Origin of the sequence: Mesorhizobium sp. M0159, from assembly GCF_040322295.1 — a bacterium.
Lineage (GTDB): Bacteria > Pseudomonadota > Alphaproteobacteria > Rhizobiales > Rhizobiaceae > Mesorhizobium.
Genome location: NZ_JAMYTF010000004.1, coordinates 239301 through 253302, shown reverse-complemented (window position 1 = coordinate 253302; position 14002 = coordinate 239301). Strand labels below are relative to the sequence as shown.

The following is a 14002-nucleotide window of genomic DNA, read 5'->3' as shown; positions in this document are numbered from 1 at the left end:
TTTGCAAGATCAGGCTCGTTTTCCCACCATGCCCTTTGCCTCGCTCAGAGATCGCGCACTCGTTTCCGTGTCCGGGCCGGATGCCGAGCACTTTTTACAGAACATCCTGACCACCGACCTCGACGTGCTCGGCAGCAGCGAAGCAAAGCCCGGTGCGCTGCTAACGCCGCAAGGCAAGATCCTTTTCGACTTCCTGATCTCGCGCGCCGGCGAAAATGCTTTCCGACTTGAATGCCGTACCGAGACCGCCGATGATTTCATGCGACGGCTGACGCTCTACAAATTGCGCGCCAAAGTCGAAATTGCCAAGCTGGATCAGCCGGTTGTGGCCATCGCATGGGGAAGCGATTCAACCATTTCGCAATTTGAATCAGCACCGTTTGCTGATGCGCGGTTTGTCGATACTGCCGTCAAGCGCTTCTATGATGACACCGCAGATGGCGGCGACCTTGCCGCATGGCAAGCCTTTCGCATCGCCCATGGCATTGCCGAAAGCGGTGCGGACTACCAACTCGGCGACGCTTTTCCGCATGACGTGCTGCTCGACGAGATCGGCGGTGTCGGCTTCAAGAAAGGCTGCTACGTCGGCCAGGAGGTCGTCTCGCGCATGCAGCATCGCGGCACTGCCAGGCGTCGGGTGTTGATTGTCTCGGCCGAACGCACCCTGCCCACTTCGCGCGCAGAGTTGACCGTGGAGGGGCGACCGGTCGGCACGCTTGGCTCGACCGCGGCCAGGACAGGCCTTGCCATTGCCCGCATCGACCGGGTCAAGGCAGCGCTCGACGCCGGCCTGCCGGTCCTGGCGGAGGATGTCGCCGTGTCGCTCGCTATCCCGTCCTGGGCGAAATTCAGCTTTCCGCAGGAAGCCATCGGCGCGGAGGACGCCTGATGGCTGCAGATCGCGCCGGGGCGCCGCCGCGCGCCTGGCAGCGCATGCTGTCCGGCCGACGGCTCGATCTGCTCGATCCCTCGCCGCTCGACATCGAGATCTCCGATATTGCCCATGGCCTTGCCCGCGTCGCACGCTGGAACGGCCAGACCAGAGGCGATCACGCCTTTTCGGTCGCCCAGCATTCGCTGCTGGTCGAAACGCTTGTCGGCGAGCTGATGCCGGATGCCGACGCCGACGCGCGGTTGGCGGCGCTGCTGCACGACGCGCCGGAATATGTCATCGGCGACATGATCTCGCCGTTCAAATCCGTGATGGGCGGCAGCTACAGGGATTGCGAGATCAGGCTGCAGCGCGCCATCCATCTGCGCTTTTCACTGCCGGCCGAACTCGACGCGGGACTGCGCAAGGAGATCAAGCGAGCGGATCAGATCGCCGCTTATTTCGAAGCAACGCTGCTTGCGGGTTTTTCGACGGCAGAGGCGACGGAGTTCTTCGGCAGGCCGCGCGGCTTCAATGCCGAGCGCTTCGACGTCACGCCGCGCTCGGTGACTTGGGCGCAGAATGCCTTTCTCAAACGCTTTGCGGCGATCGAAAAGTCTCGACGCCAGACTGCCGTTCCAGCCGGCTGAAAACGGTAAATTAACCGGCAGGGACAACAGTGCCATGGTTAACCATGGTCCATAGGCTTGCCTCATGCCCGTTGCCGGTATCAAGGCTGGTTCGTCCGTCCGCCGACGGAGGGCCAAAGGCGTTGGTCAGCCGCAACCTATTGAAGACGAGCTGCGCGAACAGAACGAGCGTTTTTCGGCAGCGGTCGAGAACATGTCGCATGGCCTGTGCATGTTCGATGCCGATGAACGGATGATCATCTGCAACAGGAACTACATCAGCATCTTTCGCCTCGACGCCGAAGTGGTGCGGCCCGGCATCCGGTTTTTCGACATCCTCCAGCACAGCGTGGATATCGGCATCGCCTCGCAAAGCGCTGAGCAACTCTATGCCATCCGCAAGCCCTATATCGACCAGGCAAAACCTTCCACCTATGAGGAAACGCTTGCAGACGGGCGTATCGTCAACATTTCGCACCGGCCGCTGGCGTCAGGCGGTTGGGTATCGATCTACGAGGACATCACCGAGCAACGGCGCGCCGAGCAGGAGTTGAAGGAGCAGCACCGCCGTTTCGACGCGGCACTTGCCAACATGTCGCAAGGCCTTTTGATGTACGATGCGGATGGCAAGCTGATCGTCCGCAACGAACGTTTCCTGGAACTTTATCATGTCAGGCCGGCCGACTTCCCGCTTGGCATGAGTCACCATGATGCGTTCAAGCGGCTGCTGGAACTGGGCATTTATACAAAGCTCGACCCCGACAGCGAAATCTCGCAAATCGAAGCCTGCCTGCGGGCGGGGAAAACACACGTAACGCATCGCCATCTCGCTGACGGCAGGACGCTGCTGGTTGCGCGCCGGCCGATGAGCGGCGGCGGCTGGGTCGCGACGTTCGACGACGTCACCGAGCGCAGGCGTGTGGAAGAGCGCATGACCCATCTTGCGCACCACGACACACTGACGAACCTGCCCAATCGCTCGATGCTTCGCGAAAGGCTCGACCAAGCCCTGAGTGAGACGAGAGACGGATCGCTGGCGATATTCTCGCTCGACCTCGATCACTTCAAGGCGGTCAACGACACTTGGGGCCATCCTTCCGGCGACTGGCTGCTGAAATGCGTGGCCGAACGGCTGCAACGGTGCCTGCGCAATGAAACGGACGTTGTCTCCCGCTTCGGCGGCGACGAATTCGTCATCATCCAGTTCAATCTCAAAAGCCCGGGCGACGCGGAAAAGCTGGCCAAACGCATCGTCGAGATCATCGGAAAGCCGTTTCGCGACAAAAGACACGACATGCGTGTCGGCATCAGTCTCGGCATCGCGCTGTTTCCGAATGACGGCAAGGACGCCGACACTTTGCTGAAAAATGCCGATATGGCGCTCTATCGGGCAAAGAGCGAAGGGCGCAACCTGTACCGCTTCTTCGAACCAGCCATGGACGCGATGGTGCGGGCACGCCGGGCGCTCGAAATCGATCTCAGGGCAGCGCTGTCGCGCCGGGAATTCGAGCTGGATTTCCAGCCGATCATGAACATCGCCTCCGGCGAAATCGTCGGTGCCGAAGCCTTGATGCGCTGGCGTTCGCCGGTGCGCGGCCTGGTACGGCCGGACGACTTCATTCCGGCCGCCGAGGAGACCGGGCTGATCGTGCCGCTTGGAGAATGGGCGCTGCGAAAAGCCTGCACGACCGCGGCAGGCTGGGCGGCTTGGCGGATCGCAGTCAATGTCTCCGCTGTGCAGATCAAAAGCGGTACCTTTGCCCGCAGCGTTATCTCGGCACTGGCGTTCTCGGGCGTGCCGGCCAACCGGCTTGAACTGGAAATCACCGAAACCGTGCTGATGGACGAGAGCGATCTGGTGCTCAAGACACTCAGGCAGCTACGCGATCTGGGCGTCCGCATCGCGCTGGACGATTTCGGCACCGGCTATTCGTCGCTGGGCTACCTCAGGCGCTTTCCCGTCGACAAGATCAAGATCGATCGCTCTTTCACCCGTGACATCGACAGTCGCGATACCGCGGCGATCGTGCGCACCATCATCGGGCTTGGCGCACAGCTGGGCATCACCGTCACCGCCGAAGGTGTCGAGACCGAAGCGCAGCTTGAATTCCTGCAAAAGGAGGGTTGTGTCGAGGCCCAGGGCTATTTGATCGGGGTGCCGTCAAAGGCGTCGGACATTAATCGGCTGCTGAAGTCGAGCGCGACGATCCGGCAGTCCGGCTAAGTGCGACAGTCTCGCGGAAGCGCGGGCAACCGCCTTAGATCTCCTTGAGATGACGCTCGATCCGCGTGTTAATTCCTTGATAGGAGAAGGCGGCATTCAGGTGTGGCGAACCAGGAGGTTCCCAACGGGTCAGAGATGTCCGCTCAATGCCTCCACCATATCCTTGTTCGTCGCCACGGGAACAATCTCGAATTCGACCAGATCCGCCCATTCGATGACCCACCGCTGCAGGAGCGTGACGTCATCGGCCTCCACCAGCAGGAAGCAGCGGCTCATATCCGCTGCGATCCAGCTGTGGTGCACGAGAAGCGCGTCCGGCTTCAGGCGGCCCTGGTCGCGAAACGGCGGTAGATCTCCTTGCGGTCGCAGCCGCGAAAATCCTCGGTTACAAAGAACAGCATCTTTTTCCCCTCAGTTCGGATATTATCGCCCCGGCCGGTCCAGCCGCTCCAGGAACCACTGCGTCAGCCGCACCCAGACCTCGTCTTTTTCGCCGGAGTCTTCCCAGCCGTGGTCGAGGTTGGGGTTGTCGTTGACCTCGATGACGAAGACGCCGTCCCTGGTTTCCTTGAGGTCGACGCCGTAGAGGCCGTCGCCAATGCAGCGCGCCGCGCTCACCGCCGTCTCGACGACATGGGCCGGTGCTTCCTTCAGGGTGAAGGTCTTGATGCCGCCCTGGTCGGGCTTGCCGTTGGCCTTATGATTGACGATCTGCCAATGTTTCTTGGCCATCAGATAATGAACGGCAAACAAGGGCTGGCCGCCGAGGACACCGACACGCCAGTCATATTCCGTCGGAATGAATTTTTGCGCGATCAGGAGGTCGGAATCCTCCAGCCATTCGGTTGCGAGCGTCTTCAACTCTTCAAAGGTGCCGCATTTCTTGACGCCGCGCGAAAACGAGGAGTCCGGGATCTTCAGCACCAGCGGGAAGCCCAGCGTCTGTGCCGCAACGTCCAGGTCCGAGGTGCCGGCAATCATCACCGTCGGCGGCACCGGTACCTTGTTGTAGGTCATCAGCTCGTTGAGATAGACCTTGTTGGTGCAGCGGATCATCGACAGCGGATCGTCGATGACCGGCATGCCTTCCTGCTGGGCGCGGCGGGCAAAGCGGTAGGTGTGGTTGGAGATCGAAGTGGTCTCGCGGATGAACAGCGCGTCGTAGTTGGCGAGCTTGGCCAGATCCCGCTTGGTGATCGGCTCGATTTCGACACCCATCTTTTCAGCGATCTTGGCCCAGTGGCGCAGCGACGAAATCTCCGACGGCGGCAGTTCCTCATGCGGATCGACCAGCGTTGCGAAAGTGTAGCGCGCCGGCGTGCGGCCCTTGGTGTCGCGCCACTCGCGGTTAGTGTAGGTCTCCAGGCACTGGAGAAAGTGCGTTTCCTCGTCCTCGGTCATCCTGGCCAGGGGATGGAAGCCAATCTTGCGGATCGAGGCCCATTCGGCGCTGTCCCTGATGTGGAGCTCGAGCGCCGGGGCACGGAACCAGTCGAACAGAAGTTTTGCGAAGCGGTCCCATATCCTGGATGGTCCGATGCCGAAGAAGATGCAGACCTTCTGCGGAAAAGCGCCACCCAGGTCCTTGCGGCACTTGTTGAGTGCGAGTTCGAGTTCCGGCAACGCGTGCTCATAGAGCTTGCGTTCTGACAGGTCGATCATCGTTTCGACCGTCGGGATGACCTTATGGCCGCGCGAACCAGCAAGCAGCGACGCGTAATAGCCGCGGCTCTGGTAGCCATAATTGTTCGACAGGTTGATGACCTTCGGCCGCTGACCGCGAAACAGTGCCGGATGGGCAAGGTAGTCGCGATTGGTGATGATCTTGTGCGGCGTCGCCACCTGGTCGAGATCGTTCTGCCGGCCGGTAAGGATGACCCAGGTCATTGGCTGTCGCGCTTTCCGAGAGTGATGGCGGCGCGCAATCCGTCGCGGCCGAATTGCGCCATGTTCATGAAGATGCCGTAAGGCACGGGAATATTGGCAGCATCGAGGATCGTCTCCTGCCGCTCGTCCTCGACCCAGGGGTCGTGGATCAGGATATGATCGCCATCGTCACCGATGGCCAATACCCAGTGCGGAACCTTCTTGCCGAACATCAGGAAGCCGCTGATCAGGACCAGCACCAGTTTTCCCTCTGCGATCGCGGTGCGAATGTCGTCAAGCCCGAATGAACGGTAATTCACCGGGATGCCGTAAAGTTCCGCGCGGCGGCGAAAGTCGACCTGCGCCAGCTCCATGACCCGGCGCTTGTCCTCGCTGCGCACCGACTGCAGGAACAGCGCGCCGTAGAAGGACACATAGATCTCAGCAGCAAGCCCGCTCTCATAGCCGGCGACGGCAAGCCCGAACGGCTCGCAGCCGCCCGGCCCCGACATCATGAAAACGGTCGTCGCCTCACGCCACAGCCGGATTTCCATCACCGGATCCGGCACGAATCCGGGGTCGAAGTTAGCCATCGCCATCATCAGGCAGCATGGTCCGCAGGTGAATTCGCAAGTCTGCTGATAAAACGGCACTTCGGTGGCGACCGGAATGTCGCCGCGCAAGGTCTTCTCATAGCGCAGCGCCGTGGCGCCGTCCTCGTAATAGTCCGGTTCACGGCCGATCTTGCGGTAGCCGCTCTGCTCGTAAATCTGGATGGCGCGCGGATTGTCTTCGCGGACTTCCAAACGAAGCATCATGCGGCCGTGCTCGAAAGCGGCGGCTTCAGCCTCTTCCAGCAGCAGGCGGCCAACGCCACGGCCGCCGAAAAATGGACCGACGGCGATCGAATAGAGCCGCGCGACGCCGCTGCCCTTGCGAAACAGCACGACCGCATAGCCGGCGACGTGACCATCGTTCTCGCCAACCAGCAGTTCGGCGGTGTCGCGTTCGATCAGTTGGCGAAAGGAGCGGCGAGAAATGCGGTCGCTCGAGAAAACAGCTTTTTCGATGGCGGCGAGGTCATCGACGTCGGACGCGCGGGCCTTGCGAATCTCGGCAGGCATGCGGGCTCAGAAAACCTCGATTGGGTTGTGGAAACGCCCTAGTCTAAACATCGGTCACACCAGCCGAAGCGCCAGCATTCAGCAAGCGCTATCGCACCTCGATTAGGGCCGAATTGTGACAGTTTTTAAGGCAGGCAGGTCGCGCAAAGGCTTTGAAACGACCTTCGTGTTTCGGCATCGGCGCGGCCCCGGAAAAACGAGATCCTGCTCAGCTTTTCAAGCCCGCCAGAAGCTGGCCATAGGCGCTCTTGGCCACCGCAGCCAGCTGCTCGCGCGGCAGCGATCCGACGACGGCGCAGCCATAACCCTTGTCCAGCCAGTAGACGGCCTCAGGACCATTTTCCTCGGACCCATAGGTGCCCTTGGCCTTGGCCGCCGATTCGGCGATTACGAAGAGCGATATGCGCTCGCCCTTGTCGTCCTCGTAAAGCAGCATCGCGGCCTTGCCCTGGCCGGCAGGCAGCAGCCGGCCACCGACCAGTTGGAATCCCTGCGCCGCCAGATCTGGCGCCACCAGCTTCAAACCCACCTGGTTAGACAGCCAGTTCTGCAAATGATCCTTGTCGCTTGCCGGCACTTCCACAGCATGCCGCTTTTCAGCGGCATAGATGACGTGGGCGGCAATCGCCTCTTCGGCAAGCTGGTCCTCGGCCGTATTTTCCAGGCCGAGGCCGCCGATGCCGGCAAGATAGCCGCCAGCACCGCCAATCACCAGCATGGCGGCAGCGGCGGCCGCAAGCCACCAACGCGAGCGCGACGCCGCCGCCCTGACCACCGGCGCCTCGCCGAGCACCACCTTATTCAGCCGCACCGGGACGGGTTCGTCCAGCACGCCGTTAAAGGCCGCGCGCAATGCTGCCCGGTCGGCGGCGTAGCGTGCGCTCTTGGCCTTCATCTCGGCATTGGCGTCGAGCCATGCCTCATAGGCCGTCCGCTCGTCGCCCGGCAACTCGCCATCGAGCGCCATGTGAATGTCGCGTTCGGAGAAATCGCGCCGGCTCATTTCTCGACGATCCTTATCGATCGGCGGCGCGCGGTATCATCCAGTAGCGCGCGCAGTTCCTCACGCCCGCGCGCGATGCGCGACATCAAAGTGCCGGCGGGGACTCCAAGGATGTTGGCGGCTTCGGCATAGGAAAACCCTTCGATGGCGACCATCACAAGGGCCGCGCGCCGGTCTGGGCTGATCGCCTGCAGAGCCTCGACGATCTCGCGCGAGGCGATGCTCTCGACCTGCTCGGCGGGTGCTGCCTGCGCCTCGCTCGCCTCGAGCGGCAGCATCGCTGCCTCGCCGCGCCGGTTCACCTTGCGCATCTGGTCGATGAACAAATGATGCATGATCGTAAACAGCCACCTCCTGGGGCTTTCTCCTGTCTGCCAGTTGTCGAGCCGCACAAGTGCCCGCTCGAGACAATCCTGGACGAGATCGTCGGCGGAATCGCGGTCGCGCAACAGCGAGCGTGCATAGCGGCGCAGACGCGGTATTTCACCAAGGATTGCTGCCTTCTTTTCGTCCATGACCGCTGGTTCTGGAGCCCTGTCCGTGGTGATTGAACGCGCCTTCGCGGCGCGGCGCAAGCGGCCAGCGCGAAGCGGTCCGCCGCCCCGGTCACCCAAGCATCTGAATAACGCTGCCAGCGGCAGGTTTATTCCCGGCAGGATTGAGAGGCAAACAGAGTCCCTCCCATCGCGAGCGACGCGACAAAGACCCGATATCCCGCCTTGGCACGTGCCGGAAGGCGCAGCGATCCAGAATCGAGCCCTTGTGCTTCGATAACCCTTCGCCGCCATCAGGCTGGGTAGAGGACTTGCACCTCCGAGCTGGTCGATCATGCTCGGCACACACAAAAAACCCGCCTCGGCGGGCGGGTCGTTGGAGCCAATTGGCACCATAGCGAAATTAGTACCATAGCTGCCGGCACAAAGCAAGAACAAAATACGTTGCGACCGGCAAAAAATGCGAATTCGCTTCGCCCTGTTCGCCTTTGAGGCCGCGTTCCTTCGCGCCCCCCTCTGCCCTGCCGGGCATCTCCGCCACAAGTGGGAGATTGGCAGCTTCGGCGACAGCGCCTTTTCTGCATCCTTGGAAAATTGAGGAAGGCCGTGACTCCAGCGATCTCCCCTGATCCCTTAGGCCTCCCTCGCCGCTCTTGTCAGCAGCCGCTGATAAAACAAGCCGATGCCGATGAGCACCGCGCCGAGGCCGATGAAGGACAGCGCCCGCAACACGCCTTCCAGCTCAGACATGTCGAAGACGAAGACCTTGAGCACGGCGACCGAGATCAGCGCCGCCGACGCAATGCGCAGCACCTGCGACCTCAGCCAGACACCGGCGGTGAGCAGCACCACGCCGATGACCAGCCAGAGCGCCGAATAGGTATAGGTCTCGAGCTGGCCGAGGCCGCTCCACAGGCCGATGAACTCACCCTTGAACAGCCTCCTGACCGACAGCGTCGCATAGGCGAAGGCGAGCACCGCCGCCATAACCGCCAGCATGGCCGCATACCATTTCGGCCGCTTGTCGCGGGCATAGAGCGCCAGTGCGCCTGTCGCGACTGCCGGCAAGAGGTAGGCGAGCAACAGAAGGTTGAACACCGGAATGCTGCCGGTCGATTCATCCGTCAGCAACGGGTTCAGCGCCAGAAAATGCTGGAGGACGATGAACGCGACCGAGACCACGCCCGCTGCAATCGAGCCGTAGCGCAGCACCGAACTTGGCGAGCGCATGTCGATGGCGACCAGGATGGCACCGCCACCGATCGCGATCAGCGTGTAGATCGCCTGTTCGGCAAGCGTCGCAGCAGCGGTATCGATGACGCCGCCATGCATGGCATGGCGCACCAGCATGGCGACGGTGAGCAGGGCGAACAGCGCGGCGCCGGCCTCCATTGCGAGGCGCGGTCGGCCGTTGGTGGTTCGGGCAAGCTGCCAGGCGGCAAAACCGAAAGCGAGCGCCGGCACGCCATATCCAAGCAGCAGCCAGTTGAACACCGGCGTCTTCGACAGGAACTCGGCACCGACGATGGTCGGGTCGAAGGCAGCGCGGCCGAGCACTGCAATCACCGCACCAACGGAAATCCAGCCAAGCACCGGATAACTGCGCCAGCGCGTCGCCAGCGCCGGCACGACGGCGGCTGCTCCGAGCAGGATGGTTGTCCAGCCGGAACCAAAGGCCATGTGCAGCATCAGCAGGCCGGCAATCGCCGCCCCGCCGAGCGCGAAGGAGACAGCAGCGCCGCCGGTTAGCGGCGGCGCTTCGCCGCGCGCTATCCATTCGCCGCCGGCGACGAAGACGCCGACCAAAACGGCTGCGACCCCCGCATAAGCAAGGTCACGGTCGAGATTGCCGAAGGCAGACCAGAGCGCCAGCAGGATGACCAGCGGCGCGACAGCGCTCCAGCCCGCCCATGCGGCGGCGCGCAGCCAGCCAGCGGACGCAAAACGGCGCGCCGTCCAAAAGCCGGCTCCGATGAAGACCAGGCCGAGCGCGATGCCGACCCTGAGCATCAAGGCATCGGACCCCACAACCGGCATGCCGTCGACGCCGAGAGCGCCACCCGAAAAATCGGAAGCGATCGTGGTCGGCGGAATGATGCCGAGATAGACCAGTACCGTCGCCAGCCCGGCGGCGTGCAGCAGTGCAAGCGCCCGCGGCCGGTAGAGCGCCACCGCCACCAGGGCTGCGACAAGGGCGGCCCCCGGCAATGCACCGCGGATGGCGGCGAAGGCCGGATCGACAAACAGGGCCAGCGCCGAAAGGCCGACGAAGAAGCCCGGCGCGATCGACGGCCAGTCGAAGCCGCTGCCGGCGACCGCTTCGTCGCGGCGGCCAAGCCAGACGAAGGCGAGCACGGCCAGTGTCACCCCGTCGATAAAGAGGATGACGGCAAGGTTCGCCCCCGGCGCGTCGGTCATGTAGAAGATGGTCCAGATGCCCGTGGCGACGAAGGCTGCGGCCATCAAAAGCCTCCAGTCGCGGATGCGGGCAATGACGCAGGTGGCGGCGAGCACGATCGCCAGATAGCCGAACAGCGCCCACGGATTGGGCGCCTGCGAGGCGACCAGCAGCGGCGTCACCATGGCACCGAGCAGGCCGACGCCGGCCAGCGCCTGACCGTGGACCAGGCTTGCCGCGATCGTCGCCACCCCGATGGCGCCGAGCAGCGTGAAAGCGAGCGTCGGGCCGATGAAGCCGTAAATGCTGTACGCGGCGTAGACGGTACCGAACAGGATGAAAGCGCCGGCCGCCGTCAGGATCGCCGGGATATAGGCACCGGCGGCACCTTGCACCGGCACCCTGAAGCCGGTGCGCCGGATGAACTCGCCGCCGGCGACCAGCACCAGCCCGAGTGCCGCCGCCATGACAAGCCGCACGCGTGGCCCGAAAATGCCGGCCTCGATGGTGTAGCGGATCAGAAACAAGCCACCCAGCGCCAGCGCGATGCCGCCGACCCAGACCGCCCAGCGGGTACCGAGCGCCGTTTCGACGTCGGACTGGCGAGCTGCCTTCGCCGCCGCCGCCGGTTGCGCCGACTCCGGCGCGGACGGCGCCGTTGTATCGGCATCGGCCTCTGTAGCTGACACGACCGCTGCGGTCCGTGGCGATACGGCCATGTCGGCTGCGGCCGCAAGCGGGATTGCGGCATCCGCCGGTTTGCTGTCGTTTGCAGCCGGTTCCTTGGCTTGCGGCGGCAGCGCAGGCGTGCCCGAAAGCACAAGGCTGCGCAAGGCGCCAAGCTCGCGCTCGATCAGGCCGATGCGGCTCTGCTGGCGTGAAATGATGACGAACAGCGCGATGATGGCGACGAGGCCAATCAGGCTTTCAAACATGGCGGTTCCCCCAAACCAGGCCAGTTGTCACTGACATTCAATGTTCAGTGACATTCAAATGCGGCGGCCAAACGGCCGGTCCATTCAACGTGCCGCCAGATTGGCCGGAAAGATCGAGCATGTTTCGGTGCCGAAAGCCAGCAGCTTGCCGTTGGCGTCCTTCAGCGCCGCTTCCGAAACCGTCAGCGTGCGGCCCTTGTGCACCACTTTGCCCTCGCACACCACCTCGCCCGTCCTTGGCGTGATCGGCCGCGTCAAATTCACTTTGAACTCGGCCGTCGCATAGGCCTCGCCCACCTGCGAAATGGTGCCAAGGCCGAGCGGCGAAACGTTTTCGGGATCAGGTTCAACTTCGCTCATCTGGTGGTTTCCCCGTGGCGGTTTCCCCGGCGCTTGCCTTGCCGGATTCATGGCCGGGTGAATGATGCCTGCGCAAGGCGGCGAGAAACCCGGCGCGGGCGCCGGGAGGCTCGATGCCGCGCGGTTCGTAGACATGGCGGGTCAAAAAGAAGCCGGTCAGCCGGAAGGCGTCCTCGATCGCCGCCGGATCGGCGCGCAGCCCGGAGCCGCGCTGCAGGAAGGCAGGCAGCGCCAGCAGCTTGTCGCGCCACGGCGCGCCCGCCGCCCGCGACACGGCGCGGCCGGATTTCGGCGAGACATAGGCAAGGTCCTGCCTGGTGCCGGTCGCCGCACACTGGCTGAGATCGAGGCCGAAACCGAGTTCGTCGAGTACCAGCAGCTCGAAGCGGGCCACCAGCTCGCCGGCGGCATCGGCATCGTCGAGATGAGCGATCATCACCGCAAGCGTCTCGTAAAGGCCGCCATGGGCGTCACGCTCAGGCAGAAGACGCAAATGCGCGGCCATCGTCTGCAGGCCGTAGACGGCAACGGCGCTGTCCATCAGCCGGGCGGCGTTCATCTCGATAGCCTCGACTTGGAAGGTGCCGAGATGCTCGTCGAGCCGCGCCCGCCACAACAGGTCGACGCGATTGCCGGGCTGCAAGACAGGCTGCTGTTTGCGCGAACGGCCGCCGCGCACGAGACCGAGATGGCGGCCATGCGCGCACGTCATCACCTCGAGAATGGCGCTGGTTTCGCCATGCTTGCGGGTGCCGAGAATGATTCCCTCGTCGCGCCATTCCATGACGAGAGCTTGTCACCGGTTGGATGGCGAAATCAAGATGTGCGACGTATCCGCCGCCAAACCAAAACGGCCCGTAGCGTATCGCTATGGGCCGTTTTTTGCGAGATCGTCGTTTGATCAGAACGAGCGCTGGAAGCGGAAGATGCCGCCGATTGTGTCGGCATCGTCGGCATCGAAATTGTCGTAATAATCGACTTCGGCGGTGATCGTGTAACCAGGAACGATGGTGTAGGCGACGTTGGCCGCAACGGCGAAGTCTTGGTCGTCGGTATAGGAGACCTGGGCGTTCAAAGACGTCTTCTTGTTGACGGCATAGCTGCCGCCGCCCCAGACGGCAAAGTTGCCAGTCCACGGCTTGTAGAAGTTCTTCGCGACGTTGTCGTCGCTGCCGTAGCCCGCCATCACGAACAGGGTCAGGTCAGTAATCGGCTTGACGTCGAGGCGAGCTTTGCCGGCCCATTCTTCCGACGTGCTGTTATAGGCGCCGACCGCAGTGATCGCACCCCAGTCGCCCTTGTATTTCACGCCGCCGACGACAAACGGAACGTAGCTGTCGATCGACTGGTCAGCGCCGGAGCCCGTTTCGACCGAGGCGACTGCCGTAAAGCCATTACCGCCATCGAAATAGTAACTGATCAGGTTGGTGTCCTTGGTGCCGTAAGGAATGATAGTGTCCTGGACGACGTTGCCGGCGTAACCGATGAACGAATCATAGACAGTTTCATCCTTACCGACGCGGAAACCTCCAAGCTGGATCCAGGCGAAGTTCAGGGTAACCGCCTTGTTGTCCTGCACGCTGAAATCAACACCGCTCACGGTGTGTTTGGTGTTGCCGAAGTTGAAACGGGTCTCGGTATAGGTCTTCAACGTGCCGAGCTCGGTCTCCTGGCCGGTCCACGTCTTCAGATTGAAGCGGGCATTCTTGTTCCAGGTCTGCTGCTCGTCACCGTCCATAAGGTCATGTGTCGTCGCGCCATCGAAAACGCGGCCGGCGTCGCCGAAGCTGGCGTCATAGCGGACATAGCCGCCGATGCGCAGGCAGATTTCGGTGCCGGGGACGTAGTAGTAGCCAGCGCCGTAGACGTCGCAGATCTTGACGTATTCGGCGGGTTCCGGCTCGGCGACCACAACAGCGTCGGCGGCGCGCGCACCGGAGACCGCGACGAATGCCGCGGCTGAGCCGAGAAGAAGGCTCTTGATATTCATTTTCTGACCTCTCCAGTCAAAGTTAAAAATGGCTTTGGATTCATGGGTTGAACGGCTGAACGCCTCACCCACGTCGAAAAAGGCGCGCACCGCACCCCCTCTTCAGGC

General features: G+C 62.7%; 12 protein-coding genes. 3 read left to right on the top strand and 9 right to left on the bottom strand.

Annotated elements, in window-relative coordinates; genetic code table 11:
• The first annotated feature begins 28 nt into the window (after positions 1-28).
• The 3 genes from ygfZ to NKJ32_RS06350 all read left to right on the top strand — a co-directional run bounded on the left by ygfZ (position 29) and on the right by NKJ32_RS06350 (position 3724).
• Complete coding sequence (gene ygfZ / locus NKJ32_RS06360) at positions 29-889, top strand: CAF17-like 4Fe-4S cluster assembly/insertion protein YgfZ (RefSeq protein ID WP_352827078.1); 861 nt, start codon at positions 29-31, stop codon at positions 887-889.
• Complete coding sequence (locus tag NKJ32_RS06355) at positions 889-1521, top strand: HD domain-containing protein (RefSeq protein WP_023677753.1); 633 nt, start codon at positions 889-891, stop codon at positions 1519-1521. The genes ygfZ and NKJ32_RS06355 overlap by 1 nt, the downstream gene beginning before the upstream one ends.
• 64 nt (positions 1522-1585) lie before the next feature.
• Positions 1586-3724 (top strand): putative bifunctional diguanylate cyclase/phosphodiesterase, encoded by a 2139-nt coding sequence (locus NKJ32_RS06350; protein ID WP_023677754.1) that lies wholly within the window; start codon positions 1586-1588, stop codon positions 3722-3724.
• A 129-nt stretch (positions 3725-3853) separates the two neighbouring features.
• Here NKJ32_RS06350 and NKJ32_RS06345 read toward each other — a convergent pair whose 3' ends face one another.
• The 9 genes from NKJ32_RS06345 to NKJ32_RS06305 all read right to left on the bottom strand — a co-directional run bounded on the left by NKJ32_RS06345 (position 3854) and on the right by NKJ32_RS06305 (position 13894).
• On the bottom strand, positions 3854-4027 hold the full coding sequence (locus tag NKJ32_RS06345; protein ID WP_245274738.1) for a DUF3303 domain-containing protein: 174 nt from the start codon (positions 4025-4027) through the stop codon (positions 3854-3856).
• Positions 4028-4147: 120 nt separating this feature from the next.
• Entirely contained in the window at positions 4148-5611 is a 1464-nt protein-coding gene (locus NKJ32_RS06340) for a RimK family ATP-grasp domain-containing protein (RefSeq protein WP_023677755.1), read from the bottom strand.
• A complete protein-coding gene (locus NKJ32_RS06335) occupies positions 5608-6714 on the bottom strand; it encodes a peptidase C39 family protein (RefSeq protein WP_023677756.1) in 1107 nt (368 codons plus the stop codon). The genes NKJ32_RS06340 and NKJ32_RS06335 overlap by 4 nt, the downstream gene beginning before the upstream one ends.
• Positions 6715-6922: 208 nt before the next feature.
• Positions 6923-7717: an anti-sigma factor family protein gene (locus tag NKJ32_RS06330; protein ID WP_352569633.1), complete on the bottom strand. Its 795-nt coding sequence runs from the start codon at positions 7715-7717 to the stop codon at positions 6923-6925.
• A complete protein-coding gene (locus tag NKJ32_RS06325) occupies positions 7714-8232 on the bottom strand; it encodes a sigma-70 family RNA polymerase sigma factor (RefSeq protein ID WP_352622556.1) in 519 nt (172 codons plus the stop codon). Before NKJ32_RS06325 ends, NKJ32_RS06330 begins: the two co-directional genes overlap by 4 nt.
• Positions 8233-8844: 612 nt before the next feature.
• The gene (locus NKJ32_RS06320) at positions 8845-11544 is read right to left on the bottom strand and encodes a DUF2339 domain-containing protein (RefSeq protein WP_352827075.1); all 2700 of its coding nucleotides are present in this window, start codon (positions 11542-11544) and stop codon (positions 8845-8847) included.
• Between the two features lie 84 nt (positions 11545-11628).
• Positions 11629-11904, bottom strand: coding sequence for a PaaI family thioesterase (locus tag NKJ32_RS06315; RefSeq protein WP_023677761.1), 276 nt, complete (start codon positions 11902-11904; stop codon positions 11629-11631).
• On the bottom strand, positions 11891-12688 hold the full coding sequence (recO, locus tag NKJ32_RS06310; protein ID WP_352827073.1) for a DNA repair protein RecO: 798 nt from the start codon (positions 12686-12688) through the stop codon (positions 11891-11893). The genes NKJ32_RS06315 and recO overlap by 14 nt, the downstream gene beginning before the upstream one ends.
• Before the next feature lie 117 nt (positions 12689-12805).
• Positions 12806-13894 carry a porin gene (locus NKJ32_RS06305; protein ID WP_352698658.1) on the bottom strand — a complete coding sequence of 363 codons (1089 nt, stop codon included), beginning with the start codon at positions 13892-13894 and terminating at the stop codon, positions 12806-12808.
• Positions 13895-14002 lie beyond the last annotated feature (108 nt).

Bases quoted from the DNA above. Each gene is read 5' to 3' on its own strand.
- NKJ32_RS06335 (WP_023677756.1), bottom strand. From the start codon at position 6,714: ATGCCTGCCGAGATTCGCAAGGCCCGCGCGTCCGACGTCGATGACCTC.
- NKJ32_RS06320 (WP_352827075.1), bottom strand. From the start codon at position 11,544: ATGTTTGAAAGCCTGATTGGCCTCGTCGCCATCATCGCGCTGTTCGTC.
- ygfZ (WP_352827078.1), top strand. From the start codon at position 29: ATGCCCTTTGCCTCGCTCAGAGATCGCGCACTCGTTTCCGTGTCCGGG.
- NKJ32_RS06315 (WP_023677761.1), bottom strand. From the start codon at position 11,904: ATGAGCGAAGTTGAACCTGATCCCGAAAACGTTTCGCCGCTCGGCCTT.
- NKJ32_RS06350 (WP_023677754.1), top strand. From the start codon at position 1,586: ATGCCCGTTGCCGGTATCAAGGCTGGTTCGTCCGTCCGCCGACGGAGG.
- NKJ32_RS06355 (WP_023677753.1), top strand. From the start codon at position 889: ATGGCTGCAGATCGCGCCGGGGCGCCGCCGCGCGCCTGGCAGCGCATG.
- NKJ32_RS06325 (WP_352622556.1), bottom strand. From the start codon at position 8,232: ATGGACGAAAAGAAGGCAGCAATCCTTGGTGAAATACCGCGTCTGCGC.
- NKJ32_RS06305 (WP_352698658.1), bottom strand. From the start codon at position 13,894: ATGAATATCAAGAGCCTTCTTCTCGGCTCAGCCGCGGCATTCGTCGCG.
- NKJ32_RS06330 (WP_352569633.1), bottom strand. From the start codon at position 7,717: ATGAGCCGGCGCGATTTCTCCGAACGCGACATTCACATGGCGCTCGAT.
- recO (WP_352827073.1), bottom strand. From the start codon at position 12,688: ATGGAATGGCGCGACGAGGGAATCATTCTCGGCACCCGCAAGCATGGC.
- NKJ32_RS06340 (WP_023677755.1), bottom strand. From the start codon at position 5,611: ATGACCTGGGTCATCCTTACCGGCCGGCAGAACGATCTCGACCAGGTG.